The organism is Pseudodonghicola xiamenensis DSM 18339 (genome assembly GCF_000429365.1).
Taxonomy (GTDB): Bacteria; Pseudomonadota; Alphaproteobacteria; order Rhodobacterales; family Rhodobacteraceae; genus Pseudodonghicola; species Pseudodonghicola xiamenensis.
Genome location: NZ_AUBS01000004.1, coordinates 143255 through 157668, shown reverse-complemented (window position 1 = coordinate 157668; position 14414 = coordinate 143255). Strand labels below are relative to the sequence as shown.

The window sequence follows — 14414 nt, the reverse complement described above, 5'->3', positions numbered from 1 at the left end:
CGATCCCCCTGCAACGCTCCGTCAGTCGGTGCAGAGACAGCCGCTCAGATTCTGGTTCATATTGACCGAGGGCTGATCACAGCCAGCCTCGCCCACGATCTTGGCGGGCACCCCGGCCACGGTCTTGCAGGGCGGCACATCCTCCAGCACCACAGACCCGGCGGCGATCCGGCTGCAATGGCCAACGCGGATATTGCCCAGCACCTTGGCCCCGGCACCGATCAGCACGCCATCCTCGATCTTCGGGTGGCGGTCCTGCTCTTCCTTGCCTGTGCCGCCCAAGGTCACCGAATGCAGCATGGACACGTTGTCTCCCACCACCGCGGTTTCGCCGATGACGATGGAATGGGCGTGGTCGATCATGATGCCCTTACCGATCCGCGCCGCCGGGTGAATATCGACCCCGAAAATCTCGGAAATCCGCATCTGGAAGAAATAGGACAGATCATATTCACCACGCTGCCACAGCCAATGACCGATGCGATAGGCCTGCATCGCCTGGTAGCCCTTGAAATACAGCACCGGCTGTACCAGCCGATGACAGGCGGGATCGCGTTCGAACACCGCCATAAGATCGGCGCGCGCGGCCTCGACCAGCGCCGGCTGATCAACATAGGCCTGATCAGCGATCTCGCGCAGCACCATCATCGACATCTCGTTGGAATTGAGCTTGGCCGCGATGCGATAGGACAATGCTCTGTCCAGAGACGTATGATGCAGGATACAGGCGTGCACCAGCCCCCCCATCAACGGGGCATCGCGGACGATATCCCGGGCCTCGTCGGTGATCCGGTCCCAGACCGGATCGATCGGGGTGAGGGTCTTGCGCGTTTGCAGCATGGCGAATGGTCCTTTCCTGCGCTTAGAATAGCCATTTAGGACAGATTTGGCCAAAGGCAAAGTTGTGATGAGGCCGATCACACCCGCTGATAGGGCTCTTCTCGCACAGTCCTATTCCCGGAACCGCTCCGAAGATGCGCCATTAATTCCTGCAAGATCAATACTATAGAGGCGCAATATTCCAGATCGTCGAAGCCCGGCTCCCGCGCCAGACGATACTGCCGCGCCGCCGCCATCAAGGATCCGTTCCCCCAACGCGGATGCAATCGGCCAGTGCGAAGGCGATATATATCAGCGGTTTCCGCCTCCAGCAGAAGCCTTGCACTCAGCCCCCGCCTCGCCTCGGGGGCAACTGCCAGAAGCGCCCGGGCGGCGGCGCTGACATCGCCATGCAGGACCGGTCGTACCGGTATCAGGCCGGCAAGGTGATCTGCGCCGCCGGTCCCGCCCCGAACCGGGCAGAGAGCTGCGCCACCTCCAGCAGTGCCGGCGACACCAGCCCGTCCGACGCCTGCGCCGCCGCGCCATAGGTCCATTCCGGGACGGTGACCTGCACCTCGCGGATCAGCACCCCGTCCTGAATGATCCGAACACGATATGCCTCGGTCTCCTCGCCCAACGGCACCTCCTCCAGCGCCCAGTCGCTGCCATCGACCAGCCGGGTCCGGCGTATCCAGCTTGCGGTAACATCTCCCGCGCCGTTCCACGCCAGTTGCAGATGACAAGGCCGATAGGGCCTGAGGCCGATGCCGTCGAAGGCTTCGATCCGATGCAGATAGGACGGATCGTCATAGCCCCGCCGCGCGGGTCCGATCCGGTAATGCCGCGCCACCCGCCGCTGCGCCGAGGTCAGGGCGATCTGTGGCTGCGCCCCGTTCAACAACACGAAATAGGACCCCACCGGCCAGACATCGGGCACGATGCCATCCGTCCCCGACTGCCCCCTGAGCCGACCCGACAGCAGATAGGTATCCCCCGCCACCAGATCGGCTTGGCGGAACTGGAACAATTCCCAATTGCCGGGGGTACCGTCGCCGATGGCGGCAAGGTTCGCACCATTGAGCACCGCCAGCGCCTCGCGCGATTCCAGCGCACCGCTCAACAATTTCAGCTGCAGCGCGTCGCCCTCGTCCCAAAAGCCGGCGCTCGCTGCGCGCATCGGCGTCTCGGTCAGCCCGATAACGGATCGCGCGGCAATCACCTGATCCAGCGCGTAATTCTCATCCGCAGCCGAAGCATAGAGCGCGACCGTCCCCGGCCAGGGCGTGGCCGTCACCGCCAGATGCGGCGCCTGCGGCACCTCGTCCCCGGAGATCAGCGGCAAGTCCATGAACAAGGACAGTACCGGCACCGGGGCGGCAAAGGCAGTCGCATCCGGCAGCCCCTCAATCTGTTCCGAGGGCGTATAGACCGCCGGTTCGATCCGCACCGCCTCGATCAGCTGCGCCTCTGCCTGCTCGACCCGGTCGATCCGAAAGAGCCCGGCGCCCTCTCCCTCGTCGCCTGGCAATTGCACGATATCCCCGGCGCCCAGCGCCATGCGCGATGGCGGCAGGGCGAACCGGGCACTGTCACGCGCCACCCGCGCCTCGGCCAGCCAACGTTCGGCCACCGCCCGCGCCTCCCCCCTTGTCATCACCAGCGACAGATCGGTCACCGAGACCGCATGCGTTTCCTCATCGGGCAGCACCGCCTCTTCCGCCGCGATCTCGTGATCGCCGCCCCATTCTACGAATTGCAGCTGCACCCGCCCGGCAAGCTCACTATCCGCCTCGCGGCTCCGCTCGATCGTACCATCCAGATCGCCGTGCACCGCCAAGCGTTGCCGCTCCAGCGCCTCCGCCTCCCGCCCGGTGCGGGTCAGTAACCGCAGCACCCCGTCGCGTTCGATGGCATCGAAACCATAGCGCAGCATCAGCGGTTGCAGGGCGGCGCGGATATCGTCGATCCGGTCTATGGAAAAGCCGCGCACCATGTCGTGCAGCCGCGCGGTGTCGATCTCCGCCACCCCGCCGCGCCGGCAAAGCTCCTCCACCACCGAAGCGAGCGTCCGTTGCCCCACCCGCCCGTTCAACCAATGACCACGGGTGTAATTCTCCCCATCGCTCCACAGATCGGTCAGGTTCGGAAAGGCCGGAAACGGTCGCGCATCCCAGGCCCATACATAGGCGTTCTCCAGATCCAGCATCGGCCCGCCATAGATGCCTGAGACAGGATTATTCCCCGCATCGGCCCAATGACCCAACTGCGCCTGCAGATAGGCGCGCTGGATCAGATCGTCACGCAAGCCGCTACTGTATTTCGGCAGGCGCGATTCCGAGGATTTGGGATCAAGGAACTTGTTCGGCTGATTGGTTCCCCTATCGATGGCGGCACAGCCGAGCTCGGTGAACCAGATCGGTTTCATTCCCGGTTCCCACGCCGTGGGCAGACTTTGCCGCAGCCCCCCGATCCGCTCGTGATGGGCGTTTCCCCACCAGCCACGCAGGTCCTTGTAGCGCCAGACCCAGGCTTCCCCATGGTCTTCATCGGTGATCGGCGTCCTGATCTGCGCCGCCTCCGCCGCGCTGGAGTGGTAATACCAATCGTAGCCCTCTCCCCCCTCGACATTGGCGTCGAGATAAGCGGGGTCATAGATGCTCTCCCATCCCGCCCTGGCATCCATATGATCGCTGCCATCGCGCCAATCCGACAGCGGCATGTAATTGTCGATGCCCACGAAGTCGATATTCGTATCGGCCCAGAGCGGATCCAGATGGAAATACCGATCGCCACTGCCGTCTTGCGGTTGATAGCCGAAATATTCCGACCAGTCGGCCGCATAGCCAATCCTCACCGTCTCCCCCAGCAACAACCGCACCTCCGCCGCCAGCTCCCGCAGCGCCTCAACCGCCGGAAACCCACTCGCCCCACGGATCTGGGTCAGCCCGCGCAGCTCGGAGCCGATGCAAAAGGCCTCCACCCCGCCGGCAGCGGCACAGAGCGCGGCATAATGCAGGATGAACCGCCGCAGCCCCCAATCCTCGGGGCCGGTATAGGTAACCGAGCCATCCCCTACCGTGAAATCACTGGCCGAGGCCGTGCCGAAAAACGCCGAGACCTCTCCCTCGGCCAGAACGCTCCCGTCGGGGCTCCCCTCTATCCCGGGGGCCAGCGATAAGGTGATACGCCCCCGCCAGGGCAAAGCCGGCTGTTCCTCCTCCCCGCTCCAGGGGTTGATCAGCGTATTGCCCTCCATCTGGTCCATCAGGATGAAGGGATAGAACATCACCCGGCTCCCCGCCTCGCGCATGTGACGGATCGCTTCCACCACCGAGGCATCGGCCGGCGTGCCACCATAGATCGGGCGGTCCTCCACCTCCGCGATCTGATCGGCACTTGCCCGCGTTATCCCCGACACCGTCCAGGGCATGTTGCTGCCCTCGTATTCCTTCTGCTCCACCTTCGGTGCAATCCGGCACTCCCCGCAGCGCAAATCACTCCCGAACCAGGAGACGACCAGAGAAATGGCGCCGCAGTTGGGTAGTTCCTCGGTCAATAGCTCATAGGAGCGGGGCAGATCGGCGATCCCGGCGGGCGTGTTCTGGTTTGACGCCCAACGCGCACCGGCACTGCCGTAATAGACCGGCGTGGTCGCCAACGCATATTCCCCGGTCCCGGGCATCAAGGCCACGCCCCGCACGATCTGCCCCAGATCGCGGGCATACCCCTCGGCCTCGGGCTGTTCCGCCCTCAGCACCTCAAAGGAGAACTGCGGCACCCGGTTGCCATAGGGCGAAAGATCCAGGTCCTCGATCACCACATAGGCGGTGCCACGATAGGCCGGCACCATGCCCGCCCCCTCGATCGCCTCCATCAGCGGATCGGCCAACTGATCGGCGCTGCCCGGATAGACCCGTATGTTCAGATCGCCACGCGCTACCTCTTCGCCATCGGCCCAAACCCGGCCGATACTGGCGATCTCCCCCTCGCAGACCGCCACGGCAAGCGACACCGAATAGCTGTATTCGGTCACCTTGGTGCCAGGGGCAGAGCCCTTGCCGCCGCCGCTGGTCGTGGAGCTCTCCTGAAAGTCCGAGGCCCAGATCACCTGCCCGCCCATCCGCATCCGGCCATAGACTTGTGGCACCGGGCTGCCCTCACCGGCCTGCAGCAATCGGAACCGATCGACCTTGCCGCTTTCCACGGCCTTCGAACCGGCCCCCAGCAACCGCTCGTCGATCACCCGGCCCAGTGTCGCGCCCACCGCGCGCCCGATCACCACAGAGGACAGGCCAGCCACCGTGCCACCGATCGAACCGCCGATTGCCGCGCCAGCGGCGGAAAGTACTATGGTCGCCATCACATGTCCCCCTGTGATCGTTCAGGAAAAGTGAACCGCGCCACCACGCGGCGCGCCCAGGGGCCGCTCAGCGGGCTTTCCACCACGCCACGGCCCGAATAGGCGTGGATGAAGCGCCCCCCCGCGCCCACCTCCGCCACGATCCCCAGATGTTTCGCCACCGATCCCGTCCGCATCCGGAACAGGATCACATCGCCGGGCACCGCCGCGCCATGACGTTCGCGCAGATAGAGTGCGGCTGCCTGCCACAGCCGTTCCTCGCCCTGCGGTTCGGACCAATCCATGGTATAGGCGGGCACCTCCACCGGCTCGCGCCCGCAGACCTCGCGCCAGACACCGCGCACCAGCCCCAGGCAATCGCAGCCCGCCCCCTTGCAGGCCGCCTGATGCCGATAGGGCGTGCCGATCCAGCCCCGGGCCGCCGCCACCACATCGGCCCGCGCCGGCATCCCCGGATGCAGGCTCACCGCAGGCTTCCCCCGGTGTTGGGTTTGGTGGACTTCGGCACCGCCACCACCCAATCCTCGCCAGGAATGTCAGGAAACCCCTGATAGTTCAGCAGGTTATTGAACTTCAACCGGCAGGTCTCCATCTGCTTGTCGCAGCCCGCCTCCAACCGCACGGCATCGCCCGAAACGATCCCGGCACGCAAAGGCTCCCACAGCTCGATCACCCGAGCATCACCATCGCTCCGGTCCCGCTTGATCAGCCCCCAGAGCCCAGCCCCCGCGCCTGAGATCACCACCAGCCGCCCGCGCGCGAACCACCCCGGTTCAAAGCCAGCCAGATCGTCCCAGCGGAACACCTGCGCCTCTTCGACCTTTCCAATCACGTTCTCGGCGGCATAGCCGGCGGTTGCCATGTTGAACCGACACCGACTGTCCCCCAGAACCGCCGTGCAAGGCTTCTGGTAAATCCGCCCCAATGGCCGGTTCAACGCCTGGGTCAACCCGCGCAGATCGGCGCGAAAGGCACCGCCGGCCCGCTGGATTTCCCCGATCGTACCGCGAAACTGCAACCGGCGGACCGAGACATCGGCCCAATTGACCAACCAGGCCCGCACCTCGGCCCCGTCGAACCGCCCGGCCTCGATCTCAGCTTCGCTCAGGCCCGCATCGGTCAAGGCTCCCAGCGCCTCGGTATTGTCGACCGACAGTCCTGTCGCCTGCTGCAAGGTCGCCGCGCTCAGCCCAGTCTCGGCCCGGAAGGTGATATCGTCAAACCCCAGATCGCGGTCATGATCAGTGAAACCATATTGCACCCCATCCTTCCGCGTCACCGCCCAGCAGCGGCACAACGTCGTGACCCCGCCAGCAACATGGACGCGAAACGCTTCTCCCATGTTCATACCCGCACCTCCACCACCGGCACATTCGGAACGTCCCCTGCCTGAAAGCTCGCCACGCTGGTCTGGATGCTGTCGGTATCGAACCGCACCGGCACGTCGAATTCGAACCCCGCCGTCACATCCTGCCCGATGCCAGGTGGATGGGCGAAGGTGATCAGCCCGGTGCCGGTATCGACGGTGTAATCCACCGCCTCCTGCAGCTCGTCCTGTTCCAACCCGATCCGCACGCTGCCCGCCACCGGCTTGCTGATCGGTCGTTGATAGCTGAAGGCGCCAGAGCGATAGGTCTTGGCCAACTGAAAATCGACCGTCGCCCCATCCCCCTGGGCGATCACCTGATCGTCGAACCGCACCTCTGCCCTGGCGCGGGCGGATTTGTAATCCGACCAGTCCTTCCAGCGGAACCCGTACATCTGGCCCATCCGTGCCTCGAAAAACGCGATCAGCGTCTCGATATCGTCGAGCGATCGCATCCCCAGCCCGGCGTCATAGCGCCGCCGTGCATGCGCCCAAGGCGTGTTGCGTTCCTCATACCCGTTGGCAAGCGTGACGATATCCGTCCGCCGCTCGGGCCCACCGGCGGAACCGAAGCTCAGCGAAGCAGGAAACCGGACCTCATGGAAATTCATCTCGTCCCCCTCACAGGTTGCGCGACCCGCGCCCCATGGCCCGGCTCATCTGCGCGGCGATCTGGCCGCGGCTGCGCTGGAACCCGGCCACATCCGGCGTCGTCACATTCATCACCACGCTGACCCCGCCACCGCTGCCTGACCGCACGCCCAGCTTGCCATCCGCGCCACGTGCGAGCGGCAAGATCGCCTCCGGCCCCGCCTCGCCCATCAGCCCGGTACCGCCGCGCATCGCGAAAGCCGTGGCTCTCTGCACCACCCCGCCCGAGGCGAAGGGCATCACCTGCCCCTGTGCAAAGCCCGCGCCCTTGGCGAAGGGCAACAAGCCGGAAACCAGGCTTTCCACCCCCGATCCCAGAAGATCACCGAACCGATCCGTCACCGGCCTCACCGCCGCTGAATAGGTGGTCTGCATCATCGTCCGCGCCAGACCGTCCAGCGCATCCGACAGGTTCTCACCATCGAAAACGACATCCTCGAAGGCCCGCCTCAGCCCCTTTGAGAACCCCCGTTCCAACGAGGAGATATCACGCCCCGTCGCCGACAAGGCCGCCCGCATCCGCGAAAGCTCGGTCTCGAATTGCGCCGCCATGGTCGTCGCGGCGCCCAGGCTCACCTCCAACCCATCCGCCCCCGCGCTCAGCGCGTCCACCGTCGCATCATCCGCCATCGTCCTGATCCTTCTTCCGATCCGGCCAGCGCGCCAAAAGCGCGTCCAGCCCCGCCCGCGTCATCGGTCGCCGGCCAGAGCCCTGCCCCAGCATCAGCGCCAGCTCCGCCGGGGTCAGCCGCCAGAACTCTTCGGGCCTGAGCCGCAGCCCCTGCATCCCGGCTCGCATCAGCACCGGCCAGTTGATCCTGCTCATCCGTCCCCCGGCACCGTGAAGGCGCGCGCCAATAGCATCGCCGCCGCCCGTGCCGCCGCCACCGGGCCACCCTCGATCTCAAGCCGCAACAAATCCGCCGCCTCCAGATCGGCACCGCCACCCCTCAACCCGGCCAGGATCAGCGCCATCAGATCGCGGCTGGAAAACCGCCCGCCCTCGAACCGGCCGACCAGATCGACCAACGTGTCGGCGCCCAGACGGTCCTCCAGCTCGGCCAGGGCGCCTAGTGTCAGCTTCAGCACCCGCCGCTCGCCACCAACCACCAGCGCCACTTCTCCCGTCCAGGGGTTCGCCATGGCTCAGAGCGCCGTGAACACCAGCGCGCCGGCACTGGCCATCGACATCTCATAGGTTGCCTCACCGTCGTGGTTGCCGGCATATTCCAGCGCGGTCACCTGGAACGGTCCCTCGACCACGCCGAAATCCGGGATGATCACCTGGAACTCCGGCATCTCCCCATCGAAGAAGATCTGCCGCGCCCGCTCATCCGTGCCCGCGTCCTTGAACACACCAGAGCCCGAGATCGTTGCCGATTTCACCCCGGCCCCCGAGAGCAACTCACGCCAGCCGCCCGCGCTTTCCATACTCGTGACATCGACGCTTTCGGCGTTGAAGCTCACCCGCGTGGCGCGCAACCCCGCGATCGTCTCGAACAGACCGCTGCCATTCATATCCACCTTGATCAAAAGATCCTTGCCGTTCTGGGCACCCATCTGCCACCTCTCAGGTTTGAATTGATCACGCGTCCTCGACCCGGGCGCGAAAGATCAGGTCGATCTGCCGCCCTTGGCCCGTGCTACCGCTGCGCTTCGCCACGGCTTTCTCGAACCACAGGCCAACCAGGCGGCCCCGGCTCAGGCTCGGGGTTACCCCCTCCAGCGCATCGCTCACCGCCGCCGCCACCACCTTCGGCGTGGCGAACCCCGCCGCCTCCGAGATCACGGAGACAGTGAAACGGTGCAGCGCACCGGCGCCACTCTTGTCAGAGCTGTCCCGAACCTCCTCGGCACCGAGGCTCACATAGGTCTCGGGGATAGGGCCCGCAGGCAGCCCGTCATAGATCGCCCCCGCCACCAGCGTATCAAGCGCGCTATCGGCCACCAGAACCTGATAGATTGCCGCCTGCAACGGCCCCGCCAAGGCATAGCTCATGCCGCCACCTCCTCATCCGCGAAACAGGTCAGATAACGGCCCGCCATATCGTATTCCGTCACCGCCCGGATCAGATAGAGCCGCGCCCCATCGCGAAATCGCTGCTCCGGCGCGGGACGCTGCAACGATCCCGCCGGCGCGCCGCGCACCACAATGCGATACCCCACAGTCGACACCGCCGCCCCCGCCTCGGCCTTCTCCCGGCCGGTTCGCGGTCTGATCTCGGCCCAGAGCTCTCCCAGGGTCGACCAGCTCCGGATCGCGCCACCAGCGCCATCCGACAGCCGCACCGGCGCCTCCAGCACCAGCCGGCGGTTCAGCACCGGCGTACTCATCGCACCGCCCCCAGCCGCATACGGCGATAACGCTCGATCAGGCTGGTGACTCCAAAGGGCATGCAACCCGCTGTCAGAGAGGTCTCGTCACGGTATTCGTAATAATGCGCGGCCAACAGCAGCACCGCCTGGCCCAGATCGGCCGGCAGACCGCCCCAATCCGCCGCCATTCCGGCGTTAAACCCGATCCGCGCATGGCCATCCGTCGGAATCGTCGGAAGCAAACCTCCCACCGACTGCAGCAGCGGCACCTGCGCGTCCGGCACCAGCCGGTAAGACCCCGCAGCCAGCGCCACCTCTGCGCCCTCGACATCGACCAGAACCACCGCACTCACCGAGGTAACCGGTGCCACCGGAAGCGGCTCCGCCACCCCGTCGAGCCAATCGTCCACCCGCAGACTGAAGCCTCGGGCGATCAGCACCTTGCCGGTCCGCACCTCGATCGCCGCGACAGAAGCACGCAGAAACCCAAGCAGCAGATCGTCCTGCAACCCGTCCTCGCCAAAGCCACGACCCAACCGCAGATGGGTCCGGAACTGCGCCACCGGCAGCGCCACGTCGGCATAGCCGCTCACTTCGCTCAACATCATTCGCGTCTCTCCGATACTCGCCACCGCTCCCCCCGGGCACGGACGCACGCCGCGCTCCCGTGTCGCTCGGACGGAGGGGAGCAGCTAGACAACACGGGGAACGGTTATCCCCGGCGCACGCCCGCCACGGGGCCACCTACGGCCCCGCGATCCGGCCCGCCTTAGGCGGTGCCGAATTTCAGCAGCTTGATCGCCGCGAAATCGCTGACATCGCCACCGACCCGCTTGGTGGCATAGAACAGCACATGCGGCTTGGCGCTGAACGGATCACGCAACACCCGCAGATCGGGCCGCTCGGCGATGGTATAGCCGGCACGAAAGTCCCCGAAGGCAACCGAATAGGACTCGGCGGCGATATCCGGCATGTCCTCGGCGATCAGCACCGGATACCCCATCAGCCGCGCCGGCTCCCCGGCGGCCAGCCCGTCCGACCACAGGAAGCGGCCGTCCAGATCCTTCATCTTGCGCAGCACGCCCGCGGTCTTCGAATTCATCACGAAGGTGCCATTTGCGCGGTATTCGGCCCCCAGCGCATAGACCAGATCGACCACAGGATCGGGGCCGGTGATATCCGCCGACACGCCAGTCACGACATAGCCCAGATCCCCCCAGGTCCAGCTGTCGTTCGCCACCTTGTCGTGATGCAGAAAGCCGGTCGGCTTGTCGCTGCCATCACCTCCGACAAAGGCAGCCGCCTCGGCCCTGGCGAAGCGTTCGGCAATGCGACCGGCCAGCCAGGTCTCGATATCGAAGGCACTGTCGTCCAGCAGCCGCTGGCTCGCTTTCGGCAATGCGCTCAGCTCATGCAGCGGGATCGCGATGCGGTCGATCTGCGGCGTACCCGTCTCTGCGGTCGAGGCGGTTTCCGACGCCCATCCGGCACCCAGCTCGCTGTGGTCGATCAGCACATCGTAAGAGGTCGCCTCGACATGCACCACGCTCGCCACAGCGCGGATCGAAGCCGTCGATTGCAGCACCGACTGCACCGCCTCCGAGGTCTGCGGATCGACCAGATAGCCGCCATCGCTGTTGACGGCGGAGGACATCGCCTTGCCCTCCAGCTCAAGCCCGCGCAGCCCATCGTCATCGCCATGACGCAGATAGGCGTTGAAGGCCTTGCGATGCGGTGCCCCCGCCTCGGTCACAACCGCCAGGGGCGGACGCCCGCCGGCAAGAGATTTACGATCCAGCATGGTCAGTCGCTCTTCCGCTTGTTGAAGTTTTCTCTCAATACTCAAACGAAACCCACTGATTTCGCTGATGAAACCGGAAAGCTCCCGCTTCATCTCCAGCATCATGCGTCCCGCGCCACCGGGCATCCCCGGTCCTTGCATCTCCGTCATTCCCGCCTCCCGTCTTCGGCCTGTTCCCCGACGCGGTCGCCCCGCGCCATCTCGATCCGTGCGGCGCGCAGAATCTCGGTCAACTGACGCCAACCTTCCGCGCTCTCGTCGCTCTTGGCGGCGATCCGCGCCTCGGGCAGCATCGGAAAGGTCACCAACGACACCTCCCACAACTCCACCTCGGTCAGCAGCCGGCCGCCCTCCGCCGCACGCTCCGCCCGCTTGGTGCGATAGCCGATCGACAGCCCGTCGATCGCGCCAACCTCGACCAGCGCCGCCGCCTCGCGCCCCCTCTGGGTGGCGATCAGCAACCGCCCCTTGACCCAGAGCCCGCGGGCATCCTCATGCAGCTCCTCCCAAACGCCGATCGGCTGCGCCGGATCGTGCTGCCACAGGAACTTGACACTGCGCCCCGCCGCCGCCAGCGCCTTGAGCGATCCCGCATAAGCCCCCTTGCGAACCACATCGCCGGCCTGATCGGCCTGGCCGAACAGGCTGGCATATCCGCTGATCACCGCGCCTTCCTGCAGGCTCAGCCCCTCTCCGAAGCGCGCGAATTTCGTCTCCAGCCCCAGGCCGGGGCTCCAGTCCTGATCCATCCCTCTCTCCTCGGATTGTCTCTCCGCCTTCAGTGGCCGCCGGCCACCAGCATCGACTGCAGGGCCTGGGTCAGGATCACCGCCACCACGCCATAGACAGTCAGCCACAGCCGCCGCTCCAGCCGCTCCATCATCTCTTCCAACCGATCGAGCCTGCGGCAGATGTTGTCGTTCTGGATCTGGCTGACCCGCTCATGCGCCGCCAACCGCAACCCCGGCGCACACTCGAAAGGCGCCTCGCGCGGGTCATTCATCCGCAACCGTCCCCGGCCGCGCCGGCAGCCCCAGAAGCGCGCGCTTCTCCGCCTCGGTCAGGAACTCCGCTCGGGCGACGCGGGCCCACTGCACCTCGCGTTCCTCCGCCAGCGCCGGCACCTGATCCAGATCGGGCCGCAGCTCCACCAGCTCACCGACAAACCGCGCCAGCCAATCCGACAGCGCCGCCACCACCCGACCGGCCAAAGGCAATACCGTCAGCCGATAGAACGCCCGGTTGGCCTCCTGATAATTGGCATAGGTGGCATCCCCGGGAATTCCCAACAGCATCGGCGGCACTCCGAAGGCCAGGGCGATTTCCCGTGCCGCCGCCTCCTTGGTCTGCTGGAATTCCATGTCGCTGGGGCTGAACCCCATCGGTTTCCAGTCCAGTCCGCCCTCCAGCACCATCGGCCGCCCAGCATTCCGGGCACCGCGATAATTCGCCTCAATCTCCTCCGACAGGCGGCGGAACTGATCCTCCGCCATCCCCCCCTGGCCATCACCGCCGTGCCAGACCAGCGCGCCAGAGGGCCGCGCGGCATTGTCCAGCAGCGACTTCGACCAGCGCGAGGCGCTGTTGTGCACATCCACCGCCATCGCCGCCGCCTGCAGCGGCGAAAACCCGTAATGATCATCCTGCGGATGGAAGTTCCGGATATGGCAGACCGCGGGCACCGGCCCGGCCAGATCAAAGCGATGCTTCTTTGCCCCGACCTCATAGTCGTAAGCGACCGGCCAGCCATCCGTCCCCGGCACCACCCGCATTCGATCTGAACGAAGAACGTGCAGCTCCAGCGGCAGCTCGGCGGGCGCCGGCTCTCCCCGCATCACCGCCTCGAGATAGGCGTTGCCCGACAACAGAAGCTGGGCATAAAGCGCCTCCAGGAACTCCGCCCGGCCCTGACCAGCATTGGGCCGCGAGATCAGTGCGAGGATCGGATGGGTGTCGAACCGGCGCCGCCGATCCTGCAACACCAGCGGCAGGGCGGCAGCAGCCTCGGCGATCATCTTGACCGACCGATGCGCCACCGGATTGCCCAGATAGCCCGTCCGCGTCAGCGAAGCGGTATCGCGCGGCGACCAGGCCACCCGGCCCACCCCGTGCCAGGCCAGCACCGGGCCCGCGGCACTCGCCTTTCGCTCAGCCGCGCCGCTTGCCGCCATCTCTGCCCGCCGCCGCAGGAAATCAAATGCCATGGGGGATGCTCCTTCTGCCTCCGTCCTGGATGGGGCGGTTATGACAGTCAGATCGAAACAGGTCGGAAACGCAGCGCGCGCCCGAACGGCAACACCCCGGCAGGAGACGCAAGACGCAGGAACGACAAAGGCCGCCCCCTTGGGGACGGCCCTAATGGCTCTGGCCGGCTCTGCGGCGATCCGGGCCCGGATCTGGCTGCGGATCAGGCCGCGGCTTTCTCCAGCAGCGTGTAAGAGGTGATCACCTCGTCCTTCACCTGCCCCCGCAAAATCTTGCCGGCTCCGTCGCGTTTGCTACGGGCGCCAACGGCGCGTTTGATCAGCCGGCCGATCTGCTGGTTCAGCGCCACGCCGGCACGACCGCTCGATTTGGTTTTGCCCGGCTCGGTCACCGCAGCGGCATACATCTTGGCAAAGTCCGCATCCGCATGGGCACGCTTCATCACGTTGAGAATGAAGTTCTCGTCGAACGCCCCTTCGGCCTCCATCGTCCGGGCCAGAGCGATCACATAATCGACCACGCCCCGACGGGCGCCGATCTGCGCAGCCAACGGATCGCCGGCAGGGGCGGTTTCCAGAATATGGTTTTCCGCCAGCTTCTGCATGAAATGGCCCATATCCATGCCTTCAGCCTTGGCCTGCGCGGCTAGGGCCTTACGCACGCTGGTCTGCAGCATGACGGTGATCTTGTTGGCCGCCGCGATCCGCTCCATCCGCACCTTATGGCGCTCTGCGGTCTCCCCCTCGGCCAATGCAGGCGCGGCGTTCCCGCCCGCCTTCCGCTCTGCCCTGCGTCCTGCCTTCTTCCCTGCCTCTCCCGGCCTGGTCTTCTTCGATACAACGTCAAGTTTGGTGGCCATGATGCACCCCAAGTTTCACATACTTCTTCTGTAT

General features: G+C 65.7%; 18 protein-coding genes. All 18 read right to left on the bottom strand.

From position 1 onward, the window contains the following. Nucleotides 1-21: 21 nt before the first annotated feature. The 18 genes from cysE to G455_RS0107010 all read right to left on the bottom strand — a co-directional run bounded on the left by cysE (nucleotide 22) and on the right by G455_RS0107010 (nucleotide 14380). On the bottom strand, nucleotides 22-840 hold the full coding sequence (gene cysE / locus G455_RS0107095; RefSeq protein ID WP_028093056.1) for a serine O-acetyltransferase: 819 nt from the start codon (nucleotides 838-840) through the stop codon (nucleotides 22-24). A gap of 77 nt (nucleotides 841-917) precedes the next feature. Continuing rightward, nucleotides 918-1235 (bottom strand): DUF7742 family protein, encoded by a 318-nt coding sequence (locus G455_RS27235; protein ID WP_456153978.1) that lies wholly within the window; start codon nucleotides 1233-1235, stop codon nucleotides 918-920. A gap of 17 nt (nucleotides 1236-1252) precedes the next feature. Continuing rightward, nucleotides 1253-5182 (bottom strand): baseplate multidomain protein megatron, encoded by a 3930-nt coding sequence (locus G455_RS0107085; RefSeq protein ID WP_028093055.1) that lies wholly within the window; start codon nucleotides 5180-5182, stop codon nucleotides 1253-1255. Beyond that, a complete protein-coding gene (locus tag G455_RS0107080; RefSeq protein ID WP_028093054.1) occupies nucleotides 5182-5631 on the bottom strand; it encodes an NlpC/P60 family protein in 450 nt (149 codons plus the stop codon). The genes G455_RS0107085 and G455_RS0107080 overlap by 1 nt, the downstream gene beginning before the upstream one ends. A gap of 14 nt (nucleotides 5632-5645) precedes the next feature. After that, nucleotides 5646-6524, bottom strand: a complete 879-nt coding sequence (locus G455_RS0107075) for a DUF2163 domain-containing protein (protein ID WP_028093053.1) — start codon at nucleotides 6522-6524, stop codon at nucleotides 5646-5648. A gap of 2 nt (nucleotides 6525-6526) precedes the next feature. Further along, the gene (locus tag G455_RS0107070) at nucleotides 6527-7159 is read right to left on the bottom strand and encodes a DUF2460 domain-containing protein (protein WP_028093052.1); all 633 of its coding nucleotides are present in this window, start codon (nucleotides 7157-7159) and stop codon (nucleotides 6527-6529) included. Nucleotides 7160-7169: 10 nt separating this feature from the next. Continuing rightward, entirely contained in the window at nucleotides 7170-7829 is a 660-nt protein-coding gene (locus tag G455_RS0107065; RefSeq protein WP_028093051.1) for a phage tail tape measure protein, read from the bottom strand. Further along, entirely contained in the window at nucleotides 7819-8025 is a 207-nt protein-coding gene (locus G455_RS0107060) for a rcc01693 family protein (RefSeq protein ID WP_028093050.1), read from the bottom strand. The genes G455_RS0107065 and G455_RS0107060 overlap by 11 nt, the downstream gene beginning before the upstream one ends. Beyond that, a complete protein-coding gene (locus tag G455_RS0107055) occupies nucleotides 8022-8342 on the bottom strand; it encodes a gene transfer agent family protein (RefSeq protein ID WP_028093049.1) in 321 nt (106 codons plus the stop codon). The genes G455_RS0107060 and G455_RS0107055 overlap by 4 nt, the downstream gene beginning before the upstream one ends. A 3-nt stretch (nucleotides 8343-8345) precedes the next feature. Next, entirely contained in the window at nucleotides 8346-8759 is a 414-nt protein-coding gene (locus tag G455_RS0107050) for a phage major tail protein, TP901-1 family (protein ID WP_028093048.1), read from the bottom strand. Nucleotides 8760-8784: 25 nt separating this feature from the next. Further along, complete coding sequence (locus G455_RS0107045; protein WP_028093047.1) at nucleotides 8785-9198, bottom strand: DUF3168 domain-containing protein; 414 nt, start codon at nucleotides 9196-9198, stop codon at nucleotides 8785-8787. Further along, nucleotides 9195-9533: a phage head closure protein gene (locus G455_RS0107040; RefSeq protein WP_028093046.1), complete on the bottom strand. Its 339-nt coding sequence runs from the start codon at nucleotides 9531-9533 to the stop codon at nucleotides 9195-9197. The genes G455_RS0107045 and G455_RS0107040 overlap by 4 nt, the downstream gene beginning before the upstream one ends. Then, nucleotides 9530-10123 carry a head-tail connector protein gene (locus tag G455_RS0107035; protein ID WP_028093045.1) on the bottom strand — a complete coding sequence of 198 codons (594 nt, stop codon included), beginning with the start codon at nucleotides 10121-10123 and terminating at the stop codon, nucleotides 9530-9532. Before G455_RS0107035 ends, G455_RS0107040 begins: the two co-directional genes overlap by 4 nt. Before the next feature lie 161 nt (nucleotides 10124-10284). Beyond that, complete coding sequence (locus G455_RS0107030) at nucleotides 10285-11409, bottom strand: phage major capsid protein (protein WP_407636240.1); 1125 nt, start codon at nucleotides 11407-11409, stop codon at nucleotides 10285-10287. A 53-nt stretch (nucleotides 11410-11462) separates the two neighbouring features. Beyond that, complete coding sequence (locus G455_RS23565; protein ID WP_035366312.1) at nucleotides 11463-12065, bottom strand: HK97 family phage prohead protease; 603 nt, start codon at nucleotides 12063-12065, stop codon at nucleotides 11463-11465. A gap of 29 nt (nucleotides 12066-12094) precedes the next feature. Continuing rightward, nucleotides 12095-12319, bottom strand: coding sequence for a GTA head formation protein, RCAP_rcc01685 family (locus G455_RS0107020; RefSeq protein WP_028093043.1), 225 nt, complete (start codon nucleotides 12317-12319; stop codon nucleotides 12095-12097). Continuing rightward, a complete protein-coding gene (locus G455_RS0107015; protein WP_028093042.1) occupies nucleotides 12312-13520 on the bottom strand; it encodes a phage portal protein in 1209 nt (402 codons plus the stop codon). Before G455_RS0107015 ends, G455_RS0107020 begins: the two co-directional genes overlap by 8 nt. 203 nt (nucleotides 13521-13723) lie before the next feature. Continuing rightward, nucleotides 13724-14380, bottom strand: a complete 657-nt coding sequence (locus G455_RS0107010) for a hypothetical protein (protein WP_028093041.1) — start codon at nucleotides 14378-14380, stop codon at nucleotides 13724-13726. Nucleotides 14381-14414: the final 34 nt, after the last annotated feature.